Raw genomic sequence first — 22,629 nt, forward strand, 5'->3', positions numbered from 1 at the left:
TTTAGTTCACCCTTTCTAATTTTTCGTTGCTTGCTGCAATTAATACGTTTAGTTTGGCTAACGCTTTTCCAGAGTCAATGCTATGTGCCGCGAGTTTAATTCCTTCTTCAATCGTTTCCGTTTTTCCATTTGCAAAAAGAGCTAGACCTGCATTTAATAAAACGGTATCGCGATAAACACTCTTTTCTCCGCTCAATACGCCGACTGTAATCTTTGCATTTTCTTTTGCATTCCCGCCTCTAATTTCTTCATTTTTCACTCTTGAAAAACCATACTTTTCTGGATCAATACTCATTTCTACTATTTCATTATCTTTTAAAAGGACTACGTGATTTTCCCCTTGTAATGACGCTTCATCTAAAAAACCACTTCCATTTACGACAAGCGCTTGTTTCCGCCCTAACTTTTGTAATACTTGCGCAACTGGTAGTAACATATCTCGTTTATAAATGCCGACAAATTGTGTTTCTAAATTCACCGGATTTGTTAAAGGACCAATTAAATTAAAGATCGTCGGCACATTTAATTCTTTTCTTATTTTCATAATGCGCCTTAATGCTGGATGCATCGCTGGTGCGAATAAAAATGCAATGCCGACATGCTCTAATAAATAATCAATTTCGTTTGGCGTACTGCTAATATTTACACCGAGTTCTTCTAATAAATCTGCACTTCCTGTTTTACTAGAAACAGCTCGGTTACCGTGTTTTGCAACCTTTACGCCAGCTCCTGCCAGTACAAATGCCGATGTTGTACTAATATTAAACGTTTGGGCACCGTCACCACCCGTCCCGCAATTGTCCATTGCTCCTTGTATATGGTTCGAAAACGGTAATGCCTTTTCACGAAGAGCTCGAACGAGACCGTATATTTCTTCTGCCGTTTCACCTTTCACTTTCAGTAAGACTAAGAAGGCTGCAATTTCACTTTCCAATATGTTTTCATTTAATAAAAGAAGCCCTGCTCTATACATTTCCTCTTCTGTTAAATGTTGTCCCTCCACTAATTTACGAAGATAGTTATTCATACTCTTTCCTCCTCCTTCACTTCTGTTAAAAAGGCACGTATTAACTTTCCGCCTTCTTCTGTTGCGATTGATTCCGGATGAAACTGTAATCCAAATAGCGGATAATAATTGTGACGAACTGCCATAATTTCTCCGTCATCCATCGCTGTCGCTAGTATGTCAAAACACTCTGGTAAACTCGTTTGCGCTGCAACAAGTGAATGGTAGCGCATCGCTGTTAACGGCTGTGTAACGTATGAAAAAATTGACGTTCCGCTATGTTTCACACGCGATGTTTTTCCGTGTTTAATACGTTCTGCTCTAACAATGTCTCCTCCAAATGCTGATATAATCGCCTGATGGCCAAGGCAAATACCTAATATGGGAACGTTCTTATAAAAATGACGAATCACTTCGATACAAATGCCAGCATCCTCTGGTTTTCCTGGTCCTGGTGAAAGCACAATTCCTGTTGGATTCATCCTTTCTAACTGTTCTATCGTTATTTGATCATTCCTTACGACAACAATATCTTCTTCATATTCTCCTAACAGTTGATACAAGTTATATGTGAATGAATCATAATTATCAATCAGTACAATCATTTCATTACCTCCAATAGTGCTCTCGCTTTATTTAATGTTTCTTCATATTCAGCTACTGGATCTGAATCGTAAACGATGCCCGCTCCTGCCTGAACATATGCTTTTTCATCCTTGACGATCATCGTTCGAATCGCGAGCGCCATATCAAGATTCCCCGAAAAACTAACGTATCCAACTGCACCGGCGTATACATTTCTTTTTTCATTCTCTAGCTCATTTATAATTTCCATCGCTCTAATTTTCGGAGCCCCAGAAACTGTCCCTGCTGGCAAGCAATACGCTAGCGCATCAAATCCGCTCATCCGTTTTCGTAATATTCCGTAAACTTCAGATACAATGTGCATAACGTGAGAGTATTTTTCTACTTTCATATATTTATCTATCGTAACTGAGCCGATTTCGCTCACTCTACCAATATCGTTTCGTCCAAGATCTACAAGCATCATATGCTCTGCTCGTTCTTTCTCATTTTCTAACAGTTCTCTTTCAATTTTCTCATCTTCCTGCTTCGTTTTCCCTCTCGGCCTCGTACCCGCAATTGGGTTCGTCATCACTTTATCCTCTCTTACCGATAACAAACTTTCCGGCGAAGAACCGAGTACAACATAATCTTGAAAATCGATATAGAACATATATGGTGATGGATTTGCAATTCGAAGTTTTCGGTATAAAGCGAAAGGATCACCAATACATTCACTTTGCAAACGCTGAGATAATACGACTTGGAATATGTCCCCGGCTCGAATGTATTCCTTCGCCGTTTCTACCATCGCGCAAAATTCTTTTTCTGTTATAGAAGAAGTGAATGATAATACTGATCTTATTTCAGTTACTTCCGCTTCTTCTCCCCTCAGCACTTCCTCTTTGTATACTTGCAATCTTTCGTATACTTCTTCATAAGAAGGAGTATCGTCTTCCCTGCATACATATACAAATGATAATTTTTGGCGTAAGTGGTCATACACGATAAACTCACGGTACAGTAAAAGGTGTACTTCTGGAATATTTAATGGATCGTGTAAATCTGCTCCAATGTTTTCATACTGCCGAATGACATCATATCCAATATAACCAACTGCTCCTCCGCAAAATGGAAATGGACTGTCTACTTGTGATGAGGCGATTACATTTTCTAATACTGGCAATACGTTAGCTTGCAACGTCTCCGTTTGCCCATACATCGTTCGTTCTACTTCTATCCCCACACTTTTCACCTCGCCATATGGATTACACCCTAAGTAAGAATAACGACCTTTATCTTGATGAAGCTGTGAACTTTCTAATAAAAATTTCTTCTTCCCTTTCATACGTCTATATAAAGAAATTGGCGTAATGCTATCTCCTTCTTCTTCAGCGATTACTAAAAATGTTTTTCCTTGTTCTTTTTGCTTCATAAACTCTTCTTTTGTCATCATGTCCTTCACCTCGCTCTGAAAAATAAAAAAGTCCTCTACATATCGAAAATATGTAGAGGACGATAAATATACCGCGGTACCACCTCGTGTTGGATGCAAAAGCATCCCGCTTTGTTCAGGTACAAAATTTATACCTTATCCTTGTAACGGCGGAACCCGGGTTGCCTACTGAAAATAATTGTTCAGCATACCTCTCGTAAGCCCATTCCGTATATGGCACCGTACCGGGCTCCCACCTATTCCCGGCTCTCTGTAACGTCTCCAATATACGTACTCTTCTTACTTCAACGATTTCATTTATTTAATTTTTTATACACAAAAAGGGAGTACTCATCCTATAGAAAGGACGGGTACTCCCGTGGTGCCACCTTAATTCGTTACAAATGTAACGCACTTTACCGTATCAAAAACAATACGTGTCTCTTGTATCGATGAGATCATGTCGCCAAAGCCTACTTCTTTCGTTTCGGTTTGGAAGCTCCGAAGCCCATTCCACATCAATTCCATACTGATTCGCACCAACCATCAGCTCTCTGACATGTTCATCATGTGTACTCTTCTTCATCAACGCTTGCATTTTTTTAAGTTGCACTCATTATAGACCTGACTTTTTTCATAAGTCAATACTTTTCAAAGAATTTTATTTTTCTCTCCTTTCAATATTATATTGACAAAACAACCTATTTTTATGTAAATATAATAAATACTCTATTAAAAATAAGGTTTTTTGTATGAATATTATATATTAAAAAAGTAAAATGACATCAAAAAACGCTTACATTTCTGAAAATTCGTATTTCTATATGGATTTTTCAGAATAATCATGATAGATTATAAAGTGAAACTTTAATCAGTGGGGGTTTTGTTCATCCCCCACTGATTATTAGTTGAACCAATCGGGCATTTACGGGCAGTTGATCTCCCACCTAACTTCCTTGCCCAGCCAATTTTAAGGTGGGAGTTTTACTGCCCGTTAATGCGGGATAAATATGCATAACGCATCAAAAGACATGACAAACGAAAGGGGAACTACATGAGTACGCAGATGTTAACTTTAACTTCTATCTCTATTTACATGCTCGGGATGTTAGTAATCGGCTATTTCGCCTACAAACGAACGTCCAACTTAACAGATTATATGCTTGGCGGGCGTACACTAGGCCCCGCAGTAACAGCATTAAGTGCTGGAGCATCCGATATGAGTGGTTGGCTTTTAATGGGATTACCCGGTGCAATGTTTAGCGTTGGATTAAGTAGTAGTTGGATTGCAATCGGCCTAACACTAGGCGCATACGCAAACTGGCTTTATGTCGCTCCTCGCTTACGTACCTACTCAGAAATTGCAAACAACTCTATTACTATCCCGGAATTTTTGGAACACCGTTTCCACGACAAATCTCATATGTTACGTTTAGTATCAGGACTTGTTATTATGATTTTCTTTACTTTCTATGTAGCTTCAGGACTAGTTTCAGGCGCTGTATTATTTGAAAATTCATTTGGTATGAACTACCATGTTGGATTATTCATTGTAGCTGGTGTTGTTGTCGCTTACACATTATTTGGTGGTTTCTTAGCAGTAAGTTGGACAGACTTCGTACAAGGAATCATTATGGTAATTGCTCTTATTCTTGTTCCTATCGTAACAATTATGAATTCGAATGGACTTGGACCTGCATTTGATACAATTCAATCTGTAGATCCAACACGTTTAGATATTTTTAAAGGAGCCTCTACTTTAGGAATGATTTCTTTATTTGCATGGGGCCTTGGTTATGTTGGACAACCTCATATTATCGTACGCTTTATGGCGATTTCTTCTGTAAAAGAGATTAAAAGCGCACGAAGAATTGGTATGAGCTGGATGATTTTCTCTGTTGTCGGAGCTATGTTTACTGGCCTTATCGGTATTGCTTACTACTCACAACAAGAGTTAACATTATCTAACCCAGAAACCATTTTCCTTGAACTAGGAAAAATTTTATTCCATCCACTTATTACTGGATTTTTATTAGCAGCTATTTTAGCAGCTATTATGAGTACAATTTCATCTCAGTTGCTCGTTACTTCTAGTGCTATAACAGAAGATTTATATCGTACATTCTTTAAACGTTCTGCTTCTGATAAAGAACTTGTATTCGTCGGTCGTATGGCTGTACTTGTTATTGCATTAGTTGGGTGCGCTTTAGCGTTTAAACAAAATGATACGATTTTAGCTCTTGTTGGATACGCTTGGGCTGGATTTGGTTCTTCATTCGGACCTGCAATATTATTAAGCTTATATTGGAAACGTATGACAAAGTGGGGCGCACTTGCTGGTATGATTTCTGGTGCCGCTACAGTAATTATTTGGACTCAATTCAAATTCTTAAAAGAATTCTTATATGAAATGATTCCTGGTTTCACTATTAGTTTACTAGTAATCGTAATTGTTAGTTTACTAACACAACCTTCAAAAGAAGTTGAAGAGCAATTTGAGGATTTCGAAAAACAACATAGTGATAATCTATAAAAGGAAAGCTCTACTGTTACGATAACAGCAGAGCTTCTTTTTTATCAAAGTTCGACAATTTTCTATTCGAATTTAACAATTTCTTTATGTTTTGTTAAATTAAACGTAACACTACTCCTTTATAGTATTACTATCAGCACTTATACAGAAAGGGGACTCCCACATGTTAGCAGCTTTCCAGCAACAACAAACACGAAAATTTTCACCTATCACAAATACTTCTGCGTCTTGTTTAAACATGCAATCTAACCCGCCTAAAATTTCAATTGCTCCTTCTGTTATTTCAGTCATCGGTGTTCATATGGAAAAACATAAATTAAAAATAAAAACTGGACAAAGTACTGTGTTATCAGCTTCCATTTTGCCAATACAAGCAACAAATAAAGAGCTTATTTGGTCAAATATGAATTCTGATATCATCACCATATATCCAAAAGGTGACACCGTGACGATTACTGGAAAAAGTGCAGGTAGAGCAGTTGTAATCGTCACAACTGCTGAAGGGAAATTCCGTGACCTATGTGTCATTCATGTACAACCTTATATGACAAATCCAAAGTAAAAGAGTGGCTTCGTAGCCACTCTTTTACTTAATTTCAATGTTTGAATTTTTTTTTTACAAGGTTAATAAATTGTTCTTTATTTCTTGGAGAAATAATTTCTGTTTTATATGATCCATAAACAATTTCGATCCGATCAAACGATAATGCATAGGCCGCTATTGGATTTTTCGTATTTGAAATTTGTTTTATATCTCGTATAAATATACGTTTTTTAACGAGACCCGATCTAATCGTAATTGTTTCTGCCCCAACAATATATTTTGTTGAAAACCAACTCCAGCTAAATAATATTGCTAATGGAATTGTAAAAAGCAAAAGAAAATATTCTCTCCCTGCAACAATGGGCGCAAAACAAGCACCCAAAACAATGAAAAAAATTAGATATAACCATGTGTCTTTTTTTGATGGAAATTCCACTATACTCCCCCTCCCTTGATTTAAGTCAATGAAACCCCTTCTATTTCCTATTACAATGAAAGCAATACCAGAATAGGAGGACAATGTTATGACTGAACGAAAATATGCCTTATTTGCTGGCACCTCTCTTCTTGTTATGGCATTCATTGCATTTTTTTCTTACGGTTTTGTTCATGGAAATCTCGTTGTACAAGGGGATGCGAGTGCGACATTCCATAATATCCAAACTTCAAATGCACTTTTCAAAGCGGAAATTTCCGGTTGGATTATCATTTTTATTACAGATATTCTCGCCGCGTGGGCTCTTTATTTCTTTCTAAAACCAATTCATACTAGCCTCTCATTACTAGCTGCCTGGCTTCGTCTTATGTATACAGCTATACTTGGGATTGCTATATTCAATCTAATATTAGCATTGTTGCTTTCAAAAAATACAATAGCGAATCCAGAAGCATATACGATGTTGTTTCTCAATGCATTCGAATACATTTGGTCTGTAGGATTAATCATTTTTGGATTGCATCTTTTCGCTTTAGGATATGTAGTTTTTCTCTCTAACCAAATACCAAAGTTTATTAGTATACTGCTGTTCATTGCCGCTATCGGTTATATGCTAATTCACGTCATGAATACAATGTTTCCACAATACGATACAATGATTTCAATCATACAAGTACTATTCCAATTACCTATGATTGCAGGTGAATTAGGACTTGCGGTATGGCTACTATTGAAAGGGGGTAAACCCTCTAATTAAGCCGCTTCTTAATTCTACTTAATGATTCTGGTGTCATGCCAAGATAGCTTGCTAGCTGATATTGTGGAACGCGCTTAATTAAATACGGTCGTTTTTGTAACAATGCTTTGTATCGCTCTTCTGGTGTCGATGCAATAAATAATGAAAGTTCTTCTTGTACCTCACCGAAATTGTATTCAATCATTTGGCGTGTCATTTCTTCTAATTGTGAATATTTCTTATACATGGCCTTTTCACTATGCAGGTCGCCAACTACAACGAGACAGTCTTCCAGACACGTTAACGTATGCGGGGATGATTTATCTTGTTTATGATGATTAAAATTCGCGATTGCTTGTTCTTCTGTATAAAAATTTGATGTAACTTCTTTCCCTGCTTCATCTATACAATATTGCCTAATGCATCCTTTTAATACAAAATAACATTTTAACGGAACATCTCCTTGTCTTAAGAGCACTGTTCCTTTTTTATATTCTTCAATCTGTAATTCACTGAGGATCATTTGCTGCTCTTCTTTACTTAATGTTGTAAGATTCTGCATATACTTCTTTAATATCTCTTCCATTTCCCTCCCCCTTCTCCACCTGCATTTCTATAAAACAAAAAGAGAAGTATCACAACTTCTCTTTTCTCCCTTAATATTATAATTCCTGTGTATACACCGGCTCGTTTACCACATTTTTTGCTGTTCGCTTTTGTTGCTGTAATAAGAAAACAGATACACCAAACAATACGAGCATGCTACCGATAATTTGCATGGCATTTAATTTTTCCCCAAGTAAGAAGAATGCAAGTATAGATGCTCCAACAGGTTCTCCTAGAATACTCATTGAAATTGTCGTTGCATTTACATAATTCAATAGCCAGTTATTAATTACATGTGACACTGTCGGCACAATCGCAAGTAAAAGAAAAACGGTCCAATCCCACTTCGTATAACCTGTAAAAGGTACTTGCAATATGGCATTATAAATTCCCATAAACAGACCTGCGAATGCAAAAACTGTAAAGCTATAAATCCAGTGTGAGACTTTCTTTACTGTCGTTTGTCCGATAAATAAATAACCGACAACTGCTATTACACTTAAAAAAGATAATATGTCTCCATAAATTGCTTGCTTACTTAAACCTAAATCTCCCCAACCAATGCACATTACCCCTAAAATAGCGATTCCCATCGTTGCAATGGCTGAATATGTTGTTCTTTCTTTAAACAGAAAAAAACCTCCAACTAAAGATACGATCGGTTGAAGTGCCAAAATAATTGTTGAACTAGCAACTGTTGTATGCTTTAAAGATTCAAACCATAAAAGAAAATGAAGTGCTAAAAAGAAACCAGATCCAATTAAAAATCCCCAATCTTTTATTTGAATCTTACTAAACTCTTCCCGTTTTTTCCAAACGATAGGCAGCATAATAAGTACGATAATCCATAATCGATACATACTTAATATTGAAGATGGTGCTGAGGACATCTTTACAAAAACTGCTGCGAACGAAATGGCTATAATGGAAATTGCTAATGGTAGTGCGATTGACCTTTCTTGTTTCAAATCCTGTCTCCCCTCTCACCTGTCAAAAATCCCACTTCATTATATCCGTTTTCTTTCGTAACTTAAATACTAATTTTTTAGATTCTTCGTACCATTATGGTAAAATAGAAACGAAAGCACCTATTAGTGAATATTCCTTTCATTTTCACTACAAGTGTCGCTCTTACAATCATTACAGTAAATTTTTATTTAGGGGGATCTACATGAATCAAACAATAGGGAGAATTGAAGAAATTTCATTTTATAGCACATCGCTTCAAGAAGACGTTACGCTTCTCGTTTATTTACCAGTAAATTACACACCACTGCACAAACATACAGTTGTAATTGCACAAGATGGTAGAGATTATTTTCAGCTTGGTAAAGCGCACCGTGTAATTGAGCGCCTTCGTGAAACTGAAGAAATTGACCGTACAATTATTGTCGGTATTCCATATAAAAATGTACACGATCGTAAAGAAAAATATTTCCCAAATGAAGTAAAAAACGCTGCATATATTCGTTTCCTTGCTCATGAACTTGCACCATATATCGATGAAAATTATCCAACGTACCAAATGGGAAAAGGTCGTGTTTTAATTGGTGATTCTCTTGGCGGAACAGTTTCCTTTATGACTGCACTTATGTATCCGCATACATTCGGTAAAGTCGTTATGCAATCACCATTTGTGGATGAGACAGTAATGAACTTGGCAAAAGAATTCAAAGATCCACAGGCGCTAGAACTTTATCACGTCATTGGTACAGAAGAAACGGCTGTAAAGCGTACTGATGGACAAGTATCTGATTTCGTAGAACCAAACCGTGAATTAAATTCGCTTCTTATAGATAGAAATTTCATCACGCATTACGAGGAGTTTGAAGGTAATCATACTTGGAAGTATTGGCAGACTGATTTACCGAAAGCTTTCTCTCATATTCTATCAATGAAATAATAGAGAGCAGTATTCAGAATAATTTGATATAATAGATAGAGAGATTTATTTATCTCAAAATCTAACTAGACTTACAAAGGGAGGAATTGGAACATGAAATTAGGCATTGTAATTTTTCCATCTAAAATGATTCAAGATAAAGCGAACGGATTGCGTAAGCGTTATGACCCGCACTACGCATTAGTTCCGCCACATATTACATTGAAAACACCCTTTGAGACGCAAGATGAACAATTAGAATCGATTGTGAAAGAGCTACATACAATCGCAAATAAAACGAACCCTTTCACCCTTCATGTTGGAAAAGTTGGTTCATTCGCACCTGTTAATAACGTCCTTTATTTTAAAGTAGAAAAAACACCTGAACTTACTTTCTTAAATGAAGAAATGCATGGCGAATTCTTCACACAAGAACGCGAATATGCTTTCGTACCTCATTTAACAATCGGACAAGGCTTATCAGATGCAGAGCATGCTGATGTATTAGGTCGATTACGTATGAAAGATTTCTATTATGAACAACCAATTGATCGTTTCCATCTTCTATATCAATTAGAAAATGGAACATGGACTGTACACGAAACATTCCACCTTGGAAAGGGGAACAACTAATTTGCACGCACAGATTGTACAAACGGACGAACAACTAAGAGATGCATTCTCTGTACGTAAACAAGTGTTTGTAAATGAACAACGTGTCTCTGCTGAAGAAGAGTACGATGAGTTTGAAGAAATTTCAACACATGTTGTGATATATGACAATGATGTTCCAGTTGGTGCTGGACGTTTTCGCACCCTTGATGGTATAGGAAAAATGGAACGCATTTGCGTGCTAGGTTCCCATCGCAAAAAAGGAATCGGAAAAATTGTTATGGATGCGCTTGAAGCATATGCAAAGGAAAATTCGCTACCAAAATTGAAACTTCATGCTCAAACACATGCTGAAGATTTCTATAAAAAACTTGGATATGTAACGAGTTCTGATGTATTTATGGAAGCGAATATCCCGCACGTCGTAATGATAAAAGAATTGTAATTTGAAAGCAGGAGGTGCCCCCTCCTGTTTTTTACATTGCTATTTTCTTTTTCTTCCGCTAAAGTTAAATGTTGATGCTATAGTTTTGAAGGTGAACATATGACACAAGAAAAATTTTCACAAAAATCGTTAACACACGCTGATATTCCGCGTGCGACATACCATATTCCGAAAACATCTACCCATTTGATTATGGAAGAAGATGTAGATGCGGCTTATTTCCGCGCTCTCGAACAGCAAAATGTTTTTTTAAACGAAAAACAATTAGAGGCCGTTCGCACGACAGAAGGTCCTGTTCTTACACTAGCTGGTGCCGGAAGCGGGAAAACATCTGTTTTAACAACTCGCGTAGGTTATTTAGTAAATGTAAAACAAGTTCATCCACGAAATATTTTATTACTTACATTTACACAAAAAGCAGCTGAAGAAATCCGAAGTCGTGTTGCGAAGTTACCAGGTATGAATCATGCAGCAAGTAGCTACGTTGTTGCTGGTACATTCCACTCTGTCTTTTTAAAATTGCTTCGTAGTCAAGGCTATAATCAGCAAATTTTAGCAAATGAAAAACATAAACAAATTATGATAAAGAAAATCTTAAAAGAATTGCGTTTAAAAGACGCTTATGATGCGGAAACGATGCTCGCGATGATTTCACTTGAGAAAAACAAATTAAATCGTCCGAAAGATGTAAAAGCGAAAACACCAGTCGAACAAGAATTTAAGGAAGTATACGAACGTTTTGAAGAGGTAAAACAACGATACAATTATATTGATTTCGATGATATCTTATTGGAAACATATTATATGTTAGAAAATAATGCTCCTTTACTAACTCAATTACAACAACGTTTTCACTACATTGAAGTAGATGAGTTTCAAGATACATCCTATGCACAATATGAAATTGTAAAATTGTTAGCCACGCCAAGAAATAATTTATTCATCGCAGGTGATGATGATCAAGCAATTTATGGCTGGCGAGGAGCAAGTCACCAAATTATCTTATCTTTTCCAAAAGAATTTGATAACACAACAATCATTGCACTGAATACAAATTATCGATCCAATCCATTTATCGTCGGTCTTGGAAATGAAATTATAAAATTAAATCAAGAACGTTTTGATAAAGAGCTATACTCCGTTCGTGAGGAAGGTGTACAACCTTTTTACGCAAGACCTGCTACGACTCTTGATGAAGCAAATCAAATTTTGCAGCTCATTCAAGAAAAAGTAGATAGCGGCGAACGTAACTTTAAAGATTTTTGTTTACTGTATCGCACACATTCTGTAAGTCGTTCGTTACTCGACCAGCTTACCATTCATAAAATCCCGTTTATTAAACATGGGGCGAGCCAATCATTTTATGAACATTCTTTAATTAAGCCTGTATTAGATCATTTACGATTAGTGATCGAACCGTTTCGACTAGAATCACTTTCAAATATATTGCCGACGATGTATATCGGACGTGATGAGTGTATTTCATTTATTGAACGTGAACAATGGAAATATGGTGAGGGGCGCTTCCCTTCTCTTCTTCATTTCTTACTATTAAATCCAAGCTTAAAACCTTTTCAAGTAAAAAAGGTAAATGAGCGCATCGACTTTATTAAATTTATAAAAGAATTAGAACCGAAAAAAGCATTAAAAGAAATCATTCATGGTAAAGGAAAATATTTAGAGTACTTACAAAGTAACGATCGTTCTTCCTTTACGATGCATAAAGACATACAAGAAGAAATGTTGGAAGAATTAATGGAGTCTGCAACTCGTTTTACCGATATTCCAGCTTATTTACAATTTATTGATGAGGCAATTCAAGGTCAAAAAGAAATGGAAGCATTAAAAACAATGCCGCAAAAAGATGCCGTTTCACTTATGTCAATTCATAACGCAAAAGGTCTTGAATTTCCATGTGTCTTTTTACTTGGAGCGAGTGATGGAATCCTGCCCCATACTTCTTCTTTAAAAGATGCAAATGATCGCGTTACGGAAACTTCTGAAGCGTTAGAAGAAGAACGCCGATTACTTTATGTTGCCATTACACGTGCGAAAGAAGAACTTTACATTTCTTCTCCGCAATTTTTCAGAGGAAAGAAATTAGATATATCTCGTTTTTTATATACTGTGCGAAAAGATTTACCTGAAAAGACATCCACTAAATAAGGATGTCTTTTTTTATATCACGTTATGTACATCCCTCCTATATAAATTCCTTGTTTTTATCATAAGAATTAACGTAATATCAACCATATCCCACTCATATTGTAATAGTGTATGTCAGAACTCACGATAAGGAGTGAACATAATGAGCTGCAATTGTAATGAAGATCATCAACATGAGTGTGATTTCAACTGTGTATCAAATGTCGTTCGTTTTATACATGAACTACAAGAATGCGCAACGACAACATGCGGATCTGGTTGCGAAGTTCCATTTTTAGGAGCACATAACAATGCTTCAGTAGCGAATACACGTCCTTTTATTTTATACACAAAAGCCGGAACACCTTTCGAAGCATTTGCACCATCTTCAAGCCTTACTAGCTGCCAATCTCCAATTTTCCGTGTAGAGAGTATAGATGATGATGACTGTGCTGTATTGCGTGTATTAACTGTAGTATTAGGTGATGGTACTTCTGTACCACCTGGTGACGATCCAATCTGTACGTTTTTAGCTGTACCAAATGCAAGATTAGTATCAACTGCCACTTGTCTTACTGTTGATTTAAGTTGTTTCTGCGCAATTCAATGCTTACGCGATGTCTCTATATAAAACTAAATATTAATTTAAGCATGGATTGGGTGGNNCCACCCAATCCATGCTTAAAAGGTATTATTATGTATTTTTTATAAAATTGGGAACTTGTCTAGAACATAGAACCTGTCCTTTTCATTAACTGAAAGTAGAAACAGATAAAGGAGTGAAAAACATGTTCTCTTCTGATTGCGAATTTAATAACATCGATTGTGAGGCGCAACCAGCTAGTACACTACCAGCCTTCGGTTTTGCTTTTAATGCTTCTGCACCTCAGTTTGCTTCATTATTCACACCATTACTTTTACCTAGCGTCAGTCCAAATCCAAATATTACTGTTCCTGTAATAAATAATACAGTAAGTGTCGGAAATGGCATTCGAATTCAAGTAGCTGGTATTTATCAAGTCAGTTATACATTAACGGTAAGTCTTGAAAATGTCCCTGCTCCACCGAACGCTGCCCGATTCTTCTTGACATTGAACACACCCGACAATGTTATTCCAGGATCTGGAACAGCAGTTCGTGCTAACATTATTGGCACCGGGGAAGTAGACGTTTCTAGTGGTGTTATTCTTATTAACTTGAATCCTGGCGACTTAGTTCAAATCGTACCAGTTGAATTATTTGGAACTGTAGACATTCGTGCTGCAGCATTAACAGTTGCACAAATTGGTTAGTAAAAAGCGGTATTTCTTCATTGAAATACCGCTTTTTATATGTATAATAAAAAACACTCACAGTAACATGAGTGTTTCATTCTTCATATTGTTTTATTGTATTCTTCTTTTTACCACAATTACATCCTTTTTTCTTCACAAATCCTTGTTGTTGTAATTGTTCTTGATATGCCTGTTGTTGTGCTTGGTGTTGTTGCTGTATATGATACCACTGCTGCAGGTCATATGAATTCTGCCTTGGATTATTGCTCACAGCAAACATCTCCTCTACTCTCAATTCTGTCTATTTACTATATGAACAACTCTTTATTTCCGTTCCCTCATTCTTTTAAACTCCGCTTTTTCTCGTATTATGACAATATATTATTCTCCCATAAAATATCCTGTAATCGTTTCAATGATTGCTGCTGCACCTGCAATAGCTAATAATGCAAGTAACGGCTCCGCAACGATGGGGATCCAATTATATAAAACTAATAAAAACGCACTAACCCATACACCTGTACACCAATAACAACTTAATAATTCACCAATCCACTTTCTTAATCCTTTACCTTTTACTTTTGTAAATGTTGATACACTTCCATCCGGCTCCGTAATCTCTAATTCATCAATAAATGGTCTTCGCAAAAAGGCTGTAATTTTATCATAAACAATTAAACGAGTGAGCCTAAAGGCTGCTAACGCGAAAATAAAAAATAAAAGCCAGCTTGTAAACAGCATAATTCCACCTTCCCTTATCCTCTTTCGCCTATTTAAAAAAAAAGGTCTTGAGATTGTGACCAAATCTCCTCGACTCCAATATCTTATTAATGTAAATACAAACAAGAAGATAAGGAGTGACATTAATGAGTTGTAACGAAAATAAACACCATGGCTCTTCTCATTGTGTAGTTGACGTTGTAAAATTCATCAATGAATTACAAGATTGTTCTACAACAACGTGTGGATCTGGTTGTGAAATCCCATTCTTAGGTGCACACAATACTGCATCAGTAGCAAATACACGTCCTTTTATTTTATACACAAAAGCTGGAACACCATTTGAAGCTTTTGCACCATCTGCAAGCCTTGTTAGCTGCCAATCTCCAATTTTCCGTGTGGAAAGTGTAGATGATGATAGCTGTGCTGTGCTACGTGTATTAACTGTAGTATTAGGTGACGGTTCTCCGGTACCACCTGGTGACGATCCAATTTGTACGTTTTTAGCTGTACCAAATGCAAGATTAATATCGACAACTACTTGCCTTACTGTTGATTTAAGCTGTTTCTGTGCGATTCAATGCTTACGTGACGTTTCTATAGTTAAGTAAACTAAAAAACTATTAGGGTGGTAGAAGATTTCTACCACCTTTACATATTTAAAAGCCGGCCATACCAATCGATTGGATATCATCTATAGACAACTTAATATCTCTCATACTATTTTGCGGCATAATGGATACAATGCCATTGCGATACGATATTATCGATCCAACATATGAGACTGTAGCTGTTTTTATTCTGCACCTTACTTTTGGAATATAATGAGGACGGTTTAATAAAAAATGAATTTTTTCTTCATTATTCATATCTTTGAATGATTTATTGTACGGGACTGTTCTCACCTGCTCTTGCTGCTCTTGCTCTTCTTGTTCTGCGTGTTCTTCTTTTTCCACTTCTTCTATTTTTTCTTCAACTTGCTGCTCTTCTTGTTGTTCTTGTTCTATTACCTCTTCCACAGCACTGCTTACAATATTTTCATTTCTATTACTTTGCTCTTTTTGATCTTCATTTTCAAAGTTTGTCAGGATAATTCTTTTTATTTTCGGTGCAGCAAGTTCTAAACTTACTTGTGCAATATATAACAACGGTTTTCCAACTGTTGAACTTTTATTTTTATTCTTCACACTCGTCCCTCCCACTTCCATACGTAGCTGAATAAATCGTGTACTATTATAGTTATATTCATCACGTGGTAAGAACTTTCGTTAAAAATCGTTCTTTCTAAGAACAAATAAAAAGGACAATCTCAGCATTTAGAGATTGTCCTTTAAAAATTAATATTATATTTATCCTAAGATATGATATCCTGAATCAACGTGAATGTTTTCTCCTGTTACACCACGTGCTAAATCACTAAATAGGAATACCGCTGTATCGCCAACTTCTTCTGGAGTTGTTGTGCGACGAAGTGGTGCGCGCTCCTCAATTTCTCTTAAGATTGAGTTGAAATCGCCCACACCTTTTGCAGATAACGTACGAATTGGTCCTGCTGAAATAGCATTGACACGAATGCCGTGTTGACCTAAATCGTTCGCTAAATATTTCACACTCGCTTCTAATGAAGCTTTTGCAACACCCATAACGTTATAATTTTTCACAACGCGCTCGCCGCCAAGATATGTTAAAGTTAAAATATTTCCGCCTTCTGTCATTACTTTCTTCGCTTCTCTTGCTACAGCTGTTAAAGAGAATGCACTAATATTTTGTGCAAGTAAAAATCCATCGCGAGAAGTATCTACAAATTCACCTTTTAAGTCATCGCGATTTGCAAAAGCAATACAATGTGCTACACCGTGAATAGTACCTACTTCTTGTTTAATTGTTTCAAAGCAAGCTGTAAGTTCTTCATCATTCGTTACATCACAAGGTAATACAAGTGATTCTTGTCCTTCTAATGTGTCCGCTAATTCACGAACGTTTCTTTCTAAACGTTCTCCTGCATATGTGAATATTAATTTTGCACCTGCATTATGCAAAGAGCGAGCAATTCCCCATGCAATACTTCTTTGGTTCGCAACGCCCATAACAACAAATGTTTTCCCTTGTAATAGTTCCATGATATATCCTCCCAGAAATGCTTATACTTGTTATTAGTACCTGATACTATAATTATAGTACCATAAAACCGCTTAAAGGCAAACAAAAAAGTCATTAACAGAAATTTGTTAATGACTTTTGGTTTCTATAAAAAACCGCTCTAATCCTTCTTCCCAAGACGGCATTTGCAAAAAACCATTTAATCGCAGCATGTTATGTTGAAAGATAGAATATTTGGGCCTCGCAGCCGCAGCCCCAAATTCTTCCGTTGAAACAGGTAATACATTCACTTTCATATTTGCATACGAAAATATCTTTTGTGCAAATTCAAACCAAGAGCATGAGCCTCTGTTTGATACGTGGTATGTACCGTATAAAGAAGTGTGAATGAGCTTATTAATAACCATATTTAAATCCGCCACATACGTAGGAGAGCCAACCTGATCCGCTACAACAGATATTTCATCTCTTTCTTTGCCTAATCGCATCATCGTTTTCACAAAATTATTTCCATATTTACCATATAGCCACGATGTGCGAACGATAAAATATTTATTATGTAACTCTTTAACAAACTGCTCCCCTGCATACTTAGAGGCTCCATATATATTTATCGGCGCTGGACTATGAAATTCGTCGTATCCATCTGGTCTGGCGCCTTGAAATACATAATCAGTACTAATATAAACTAGCTTCGCCCCTACTAATTGTGAAGTAACCGCTACATTTCGAGCGCCGATTGCATTTATTAAATAAGCAAGATCTTGTTCTTTCTCAGCATGATCTACTTTCGTGTAGGCTGCACAATGAATGATTATATGTGGCTTTATTTCTTGTACCACTTGCTGCATTTGGGATATATTTGTTACATCTAATAACTTTTTATCAAACGGATATATGTCATATTCTTCAGAATTTAACTCTTCTTGTAGTTGTTTTCCTAATTGGCCATTTGCTCCTGTTATGATAACCCTCTCTTTCATTTACATACCCCTTACTGTTCTTTTAGTGGTTTCCACCATTCCTTATTATTCTCATACCAATGCACCGTCTCTTGTAATCCTTGTTCAAACGTATACTTCGGTTCCCAATCAAATTCATTTTTCATTTTCCCTGCATCAATCGCATAACGGCGATCGTGCCCTAAACGGTCTGTAACATATTCAATGTCTTTTTTTGTTTTTCCTAAAAGAGTAATAATTTGTTCTACAACATCTACATTTGTCTTTTCATTATTTCCGCCTATATTATATACTTCCCCTACACGTCCCTTATGCAGAACAACGTCAATCGCACTGCAATGATCCGTTACATGTAACCAATCTCTTATATTTAAACCATCACCATACAACGGTAGTTTTTTTCCTTCCAGTGCATTCGTCACCATTAATGGAATTAATTTTTCGGGATACTGGTACGGCCCATAATTGTTAGAACAACGCGTTACTATGACCGGTAATTGATATGTTTCATGGTAAGATAGGGCTATCATGTCAGCGCTCGCCTTACTTGAAGAATACGGACTATTTGGAGCTAACGGCGTTGTCTCTGTGAACTTCCCTGTTTCCCCTAAAGAACCATACACCTCATCCGTTGATACTTGCACAAGTTTTATATGCGGATATTTTTTAACTAGTTCTAATAAAGTGACCGTCCCAATTACATTTGTATCATAAAAAGGAATCGGATTTTCAATACTACGGTCCACATGTGATTCAGCTGCAAAATTTACAATTATTTGTACGTCTCGCTCTTTTATAACGTGTTCTAATAGCTCCCCATTTTGAATTTCTCCTTTTACAAAAGAGTAATTCGGATGATTTTGAAGAGATTTTACGTTATTTAAATTCCCGCTATATGTCAATGCATCGTAATTAATAATTTTATATGTTTCATGACTTTGTAGCATATAATGAACAAAATTACTTCCAATAAATCCAGCGCCACCTGTTACTAATATATTCATAAACAACTCTCCTACTTAAAAACTATCTTCATATTCCTCTAGCAATGGTAATATCCGGTCCTTATCAGACAAGATAGGATCGGTTACTGGCCAAGGAATTGCTAACTCTTTATCTTCCCAAAGTAATCCTGAGTCATGCTCTGCGCTATAATATTCATCTACTTTATACATAACGATAGTCTGCGGGACAAGCGTGCAAAATCCATGTGCAAAACCTTTTGGCACTAGTAATTGCCGATGGTTATCCGCACTTAAAATATACCCTTTCCATTGTTTAAATGTTGGTGATTTTTTTCGTAAATCTACGATAACATCATAAATTGCCCCTTGCATAACTTGAATGAGTTTCGTTTGTGCTTTCGGTTTTTTTTGAAAGTGTAGTCCTCGAATCGTTCCTGCCCTAGCCGAATAAGATACGTTATCCTGTATAAATGAATACGTAATCCCTAATGTTTCTAGCACCTTCTTATTATAGCTCTCTGAAAAAAAGCCACGCTCGTCTCCAAATAACCTCGGTTCTAACAATTTCGCATCGGTAAAATTTGTTTCTACAACTTTCATATTCTCACCTATTCTCCGTTAAACTGTTTCCCAAAGTTTATATCTCGTGCTAACGTATTCGCCTTATGAAGAGAAGCATGAGTTCCCGCATCAGTCCACCAACCGCTCATTTCATTGTAAGAAAGTACCCCTCGTTTTAAATACCAATTATTTATATCTGTAATTTCAAGCTCTCCCCTTGCGGAAGGTTTTAACTCTTTTATATAAGAAAAGACTTTCGAATCATACAAATAAATTCCCGTAACAGCATAAGAACTTTTCGGCTCTTTCGGCTTTTCTTCAATTTCAACTATTTTTCGGTCTTGAATATGTGCTACGCCAAACCTTTCAGGATCTTCTACAGATTGTAATAGCACTTTCGCACCTTCTTTTTGATTTGTAAACTCTTCAACATACGGAAGAATATCATCTGAAAAAATATTATCCCCTAATATAACTACCATACGATCATTCCCGACGAAATCTTCACAAAGCCCTAATGCCTGTGCGATCCCGCCCGCTTTATCTTGCACACGATACGTAAAGGACACGCCAAATTCATGACCACTCCCTAAAAAGCTAACAACATCTCCCATATGCTCTTTACCTGTAATAATCATAATATCTGTAATATCGCATTGTTTTAGCTTATATACCGCATGATAAATCATCGGATACCGACCAACAGGAAGTAAATGTTTATTCGTTACTTTCGTTATTGGATATAATCTCGATCCAGTACCACCTGCTAAAATAATCCCTTTCACGCTGCATCTCTCCTTTATGATGGAGATAATATATCTTTATAATGTTCTACAAACACTTTCCGGTACTTCTCATATGTATCCGCATCAAACTCATCCCCGTTGTAATGAATACACCATAAATTTGCTTGATTTGGGATACCGATTAAATAACCAGCTTTTTGAAACTCTAAAGACTGTGACACATCATAAAAATGAAACCCTTGAAACAAATCGTCTCGCCACGGAATATCATACTGCGTCGCCATTAATAAACCATCGATTGCCTGAACTGACAAAAATGGTTGATTACCATAAAAAACCTGGTCTAAATTTAATAATTGATAATTTTGTCTTCTGTATTCAATCACTTTCCCCACTAAATTTTTCCCTTCCCACCATATCCCATTACTCGGTAAAAACTGAGCTCCAGCGACTCCAATTAAGCCGAGCTTTTCATTTTCTTTAAAAAGAGATATAAGTGTATAAAACATATCTCGATTAATAAGATACGTATCTTGATGTATATATACTTTGTATTTCGCTGGATATGAAAGGGCTCGGTTGTATGCACTTGCCATACTTTTTGCATCTCGTATCGGAAAAATCTGCACGACATAACCAGGGGGAACAAAAATGTTTCTTATTTGGCTCTCACATTGTTTGAAAAGCTCTTCATTATTTACACAAACAACGACTACTATTGTATGATCTTTCATTTTTGTCCCCCCTTTTATTCTTCCTTATTTACATCTGACATATAGTGTTCCACAAATATTTTTCGATACTTTTCATAGTTTGTCATATTCACATCAAAATGATAATGGATACACCAAGCATCGCGCTGTACAGGTACACCGACTGTATATCCTGCTTTTTTAAATTCAAATGATTGAGATACATCATAAAAGTCAAATCCGTCAAATAAGTCTTCTCGCCACGGAACGTTATATTGTGTTGCCATTAATAAACCGTCAATACATTCTACAGGAATAAATGTTTTTGATTCATGATACGGTTGTTCTAAACTTGCCATATAGAACAAATCATTCATATAACCAATTACCTTTCCTACAATTCCATGCCCTTCGTTCCATACACCAGTTGGAGGAACATATTGCGCTCCAACCATCCCAATCATACCAAGGTGTTCATGTTCCTCAAATAGTTGAAGCAATCCGTATAAAAAGGCTCTATTTATAATAAAAACATCTTGATGTAAATACACTTTATACTTCGCTGGATGCGAAACGGCTTGATTGTATCCACTCGTCATACTTTTCGCATTTCGAATCGGCATAAATTGAACAATATACCCTGGAGGTACTAACAATTGCAATATATGTCGCACACAGTTTGCATACAATTTCCGATCATTTATACATGTAACAAATAATATGGTTTTGTCTGCACCACTCATAATTGTGATTTTTCAGCTTCAATAATATACTGAAATACAACTGTCTCAGCCATGAAGCCACTTCCAAGGCGATATTTTTTACAAATTCCATATAACTCCTCAATAAGCGGCTCATACATTTTATGATCAATATATACACGATCTACTTTACTAATTGAATATCCTGCTTTTAAAAACATTCTTAGCATTTCATTAAATGTAAAGAAACGAATATGCGTTTTATCTAATAAACCATATTCTGTATACGTCCAGTTTCCAGCAAGTAAAGGCGCTAATACTGAAATATGAGCAACGTTTGGTATACTTGCTAAAATCACACCATTTTCTTTTATATATGGCTTAACCTTTTCAACCACAGCCCATGGATTAAATAAATGCTCTAATACATCTCCAAATATGACGCAATCAAATTGCTGCTCCTCATAAGGAAGATCCATCGTTTCTATATCACCTAATATGACGTGATCTAGTCTCTCTTTTGCCTTTTCTGCCGCCTCCGGAAAAGCCTCCACTCCTGACACACGTGTACCATTTTCTTTAATAGCCGCTCCCAATGCACCACTCGAGCAACCAATATCAAGAACTTCTTTCCATTCCTTTTTTATATGCTTTAATAAATTTGGATTCGCTGCATTATAATAATGTTCGGATTTTTCTTTATATAAAGAGCTGTTTTCCCGATTCATTTCACACACTCCCTATGCAATTTGAATTTGAAATGTAAATCTCATATGAATTCTATAAAGTAGTACTTTAATCAGTGATTATTTTGTTCCCCCACTGATTATTAGTTTTCACCAATCGAACGTTTACGAGCAGCAGGGTTTTCCATCTAACTTCTTTGCTCCAACCTAATTTTGAGGTGGGAGCTTTACTGCTCACAAATAGCGGGATAAAAGGTGTTACCTGTATTGATTACATG

Annotated in this window: 27 protein-coding genes and 2 other annotated features; of the genes, 10 read left to right on the forward strand and 17 right to left on the reverse strand. The window is 36.3% G+C overall.

The window, feature by feature from the left end; genetic code table 11:
* Position 1: 1 nt before the first annotated feature.
* The 3 genes from trpD to trpE are packed head-to-tail and all read right to left on the reverse strand — an operon-like array spanning position 2 to position 3,026.
* Positions 2 to 1,027, reverse strand: a complete 1,026-nt coding sequence (trpD, locus tag COK05_RS05895; RefSeq protein WP_098611828.1) for an anthranilate phosphoribosyltransferase — start codon at positions 1,025 to 1,027, stop codon at positions 2 to 4.
* A complete protein-coding gene (locus COK05_RS05900) occupies positions 1,024 to 1,611 on the reverse strand; it encodes an aminodeoxychorismate/anthranilate synthase component II (RefSeq protein WP_098611829.1) in 588 nt (195 codons plus the stop codon). The genes trpD and COK05_RS05900 overlap by 4 nt, the downstream gene beginning before the upstream one ends.
* Entirely contained in the window at positions 1,608 to 3,026 is a 1,419-nt protein-coding gene (trpE, locus tag COK05_RS05905; RefSeq protein ID WP_141538910.1) for an anthranilate synthase component I, read from the reverse strand. Before trpE ends, COK05_RS05900 begins: the two co-directional genes overlap by 4 nt.
* A gap of 52 nt (positions 3,027 to 3,078) precedes the next feature.
* Positions 3,079 to 3,323: a binding site (T-box leader), on the reverse strand.
* 42 nt (positions 3,324 to 3,365) lie between these two features.
* Positions 3,366 to 3,603: a binding site (T-box leader), on the reverse strand.
* 456 nt (positions 3,604 to 4,059) lie between these two features.
* Between trpE and putP the strand changes: the two genes are divergently transcribed.
* Positions 4,060 to 5,538 carry a sodium/proline symporter PutP gene (gene putP, locus COK05_RS05915; protein ID WP_098611830.1) on the forward strand — a complete coding sequence of 493 codons (1,479 nt, stop codon included), beginning with the start codon at positions 4,060 to 4,062 and terminating at the stop codon, positions 5,536 to 5,538.
* A gap of 163 nt (positions 5,539 to 5,701) precedes the next feature.
* Complete coding sequence (locus COK05_RS05920) at positions 5,702 to 6,100, forward strand: Ig-like domain-containing protein (RefSeq protein ID WP_098611831.1); 399 nt, start codon at positions 5,702 to 5,704, stop codon at positions 6,098 to 6,100.
* Positions 6,101 to 6,134: 34 nt separating this feature from the next.
* Here COK05_RS05920 and COK05_RS05925 read toward each other — a convergent pair whose 3' ends face one another.
* Positions 6,135 to 6,518 (reverse strand): PH domain-containing protein, encoded by a 384-nt coding sequence (locus COK05_RS05925; protein ID WP_098611832.1) that lies wholly within the window; start codon positions 6,516 to 6,518, stop codon positions 6,135 to 6,137.
* Positions 6,519 to 6,606: 88 nt separating this feature from the next.
* Here COK05_RS05925 and COK05_RS05930 point away from each other — a divergent pair, with 88 nt between their 5' ends.
* Positions 6,607 to 7,275, forward strand: a complete 669-nt coding sequence (locus COK05_RS05930; RefSeq protein WP_098611833.1) for a DUF4386 domain-containing protein — start codon at positions 6,607 to 6,609, stop codon at positions 7,273 to 7,275.
* On the opposite strand, the gene COK05_RS05935 is transcribed toward COK05_RS05930, so the two are convergent.
* Positions 7,268 to 7,840, reverse strand: coding sequence for a Crp/Fnr family transcriptional regulator (locus COK05_RS05935; protein WP_098611834.1), 573 nt, complete (start codon positions 7,838 to 7,840; stop codon positions 7,268 to 7,270). The two genes, COK05_RS05930 and COK05_RS05935, sit on opposite strands and share 8 nt — an antisense overlap.
* A 76-nt stretch (positions 7,841 to 7,916) precedes the next feature.
* Positions 7,917 to 8,828, reverse strand: a complete 912-nt coding sequence (locus COK05_RS05940; RefSeq protein WP_098611835.1) for a DMT family transporter — start codon at positions 8,826 to 8,828, stop codon at positions 7,917 to 7,919.
* 203 nt (positions 8,829 to 9,031) lie between these two features.
* On the opposite strand from COK05_RS05940, the gene COK05_RS05945 reads away from it, so the two are divergent.
* The 6 genes from COK05_RS05945 (at position 9,032) to exsF (ending at position 14,236) form a co-directional block, all read left to right on the forward strand.
* Complete coding sequence (locus COK05_RS05945; RefSeq protein WP_098611836.1) at positions 9,032 to 9,763, forward strand: alpha/beta hydrolase; 732 nt, start codon at positions 9,032 to 9,034, stop codon at positions 9,761 to 9,763.
* 93 nt (positions 9,764 to 9,856) lie between these two features.
* Positions 9,857 to 10,375: a YjcG family protein gene (locus COK05_RS05950; protein ID WP_098611837.1), complete on the forward strand. Its 519-nt coding sequence runs from the start codon at positions 9,857 to 9,859 to the stop codon at positions 10,373 to 10,375.
* Between the two features lies 1 nt (position 10,376).
* Positions 10,377 to 10,799, forward strand: coding sequence for a GNAT family N-acetyltransferase (locus COK05_RS05955; protein WP_098611838.1), 423 nt, complete (start codon positions 10,377 to 10,379; stop codon positions 10,797 to 10,799).
* A gap of 99 nt (positions 10,800 to 10,898) precedes the next feature.
* Positions 10,899 to 12,965, forward strand: a complete 2,067-nt coding sequence (locus COK05_RS05960) for an ATP-dependent helicase (protein WP_098611839.1) — start codon at positions 10,899 to 10,901, stop codon at positions 12,963 to 12,965.
* A 142-nt stretch (positions 12,966 to 13,107) separates the two neighbouring features.
* Entirely contained in the window at positions 13,108 to 13,575 is a 468-nt protein-coding gene (cotY, locus tag COK05_RS05965) for a spore coat protein CotY (protein ID WP_098611840.1), read from the forward strand.
* Positions 13,576 to 13,732: 157 nt separating this feature from the next.
* The gene (exsF, locus tag COK05_RS05970; protein WP_098611841.1) at positions 13,733 to 14,236 is read left to right on the forward strand and encodes an exosporium protein ExsF; all 504 of its coding nucleotides are present in this window, start codon (positions 13,733 to 13,735) and stop codon (positions 14,234 to 14,236) included.
* A 76-nt stretch (positions 14,237 to 14,312) separates the two neighbouring features.
* Here exsF and COK05_RS05975 read toward each other — a convergent pair whose 3' ends face one another.
* Together COK05_RS05975 and COK05_RS05980 are read right to left on the reverse strand one after the other, a co-directional pair.
* The gene (locus COK05_RS05975; RefSeq protein WP_029948404.1) at positions 14,313 to 14,498 is read right to left on the reverse strand and encodes a hypothetical protein; all 186 of its coding nucleotides are present in this window, start codon (positions 14,496 to 14,498) and stop codon (positions 14,313 to 14,315) included.
* A 101-nt stretch (positions 14,499 to 14,599) separates the two neighbouring features.
* Positions 14,600 to 14,959 carry a DUF1360 domain-containing protein gene (locus COK05_RS05980; RefSeq protein ID WP_000899662.1) on the reverse strand — a complete coding sequence of 120 codons (360 nt, stop codon included), beginning with the start codon at positions 14,957 to 14,959 and terminating at the stop codon, positions 14,600 to 14,602.
* A 125-nt stretch (positions 14,960 to 15,084) separates the two neighbouring features.
* On the opposite strand from COK05_RS05980, the gene exsY reads away from it, so the two are divergent.
* Positions 15,085 to 15,549, forward strand: coding sequence for an exosporium assembly protein ExsY (gene exsY / locus COK05_RS05985; RefSeq protein ID WP_098611842.1), 465 nt, complete (start codon positions 15,085 to 15,087; stop codon positions 15,547 to 15,549).
* Positions 15,550 to 15,597: 48 nt separating this feature from the next.
* On the opposite strand, the gene COK05_RS05990 is transcribed toward exsY, so the two are convergent.
* From COK05_RS05990 to COK05_RS06030, 9 genes are all read right to left on the reverse strand, one after another.
* Entirely contained in the window at positions 15,598 to 16,146 is a 549-nt protein-coding gene (locus COK05_RS05990) for a spore coat CotO family protein (RefSeq protein ID WP_098611843.1), read from the reverse strand.
* 141 nt (positions 16,147 to 16,287) lie between these two features.
* On the reverse strand, positions 16,288 to 17,058 hold the full coding sequence (gene fabI, locus COK05_RS05995; protein WP_000421885.1) for an enoyl-ACP reductase FabI: 771 nt from the start codon (positions 17,056 to 17,058) through the stop codon (positions 16,288 to 16,290).
* Positions 17,059 to 17,166: 108 nt separating this feature from the next.
* Entirely contained in the window at positions 17,167 to 18,021 is an 855-nt protein-coding gene (gene rfbD / locus COK05_RS06000; RefSeq protein WP_098611844.1) for a dTDP-4-dehydrorhamnose reductase, read from the reverse strand.
* 11 nt (positions 18,022 to 18,032) lie between these two features.
* Positions 18,033 to 19,004, reverse strand: a complete 972-nt coding sequence (gene rfbB / locus COK05_RS06005) for a dTDP-glucose 4,6-dehydratase (protein WP_098611845.1) — start codon at positions 19,002 to 19,004, stop codon at positions 18,033 to 18,035.
* Between the two features lie 15 nt (positions 19,005 to 19,019).
* Complete coding sequence (gene rfbC / locus COK05_RS06010) at positions 19,020 to 19,565, reverse strand: dTDP-4-dehydrorhamnose 3,5-epimerase (RefSeq protein ID WP_098611846.1); 546 nt, start codon at positions 19,563 to 19,565, stop codon at positions 19,020 to 19,022.
* An 8-nt stretch (positions 19,566 to 19,573) separates the two neighbouring features.
* Positions 19,574 to 20,311: a sugar phosphate nucleotidyltransferase gene (locus COK05_RS06015; protein ID WP_098611847.1), complete on the reverse strand. Its 738-nt coding sequence runs from the start codon at positions 20,309 to 20,311 to the stop codon at positions 19,574 to 19,576.
* Between the two features lie 14 nt (positions 20,312 to 20,325).
* Complete coding sequence (locus COK05_RS06020) at positions 20,326 to 21,006, reverse strand: glycosyltransferase family protein (RefSeq protein WP_098611848.1); 681 nt, start codon at positions 21,004 to 21,006, stop codon at positions 20,326 to 20,328.
* 14 nt (positions 21,007 to 21,020) lie between these two features.
* Positions 21,021 to 21,707: a glycosyltransferase family protein gene (locus COK05_RS06025; RefSeq protein ID WP_098611849.1), complete on the reverse strand. Its 687-nt coding sequence runs from the start codon at positions 21,705 to 21,707 to the stop codon at positions 21,021 to 21,023.
* The gene (locus COK05_RS06030; protein WP_098611850.1) at positions 21,704 to 22,393 is read right to left on the reverse strand and encodes a class I SAM-dependent methyltransferase; all 690 of its coding nucleotides are present in this window, start codon (positions 22,391 to 22,393) and stop codon (positions 21,704 to 21,706) included. Before COK05_RS06030 ends, COK05_RS06025 begins: the two co-directional genes overlap by 4 nt.
* Between the last annotated feature and the right edge of the window lie 236 nt (positions 22,394 to 22,629).

The sequence above is a fragment of the Bacillus cereus genome (assembly GCF_002567495.1).
Lineage (GTDB): Bacteria > Bacillota > Bacilli > Bacillales > Bacillaceae_G > Bacillus_A > Bacillus_A cereus_AQ.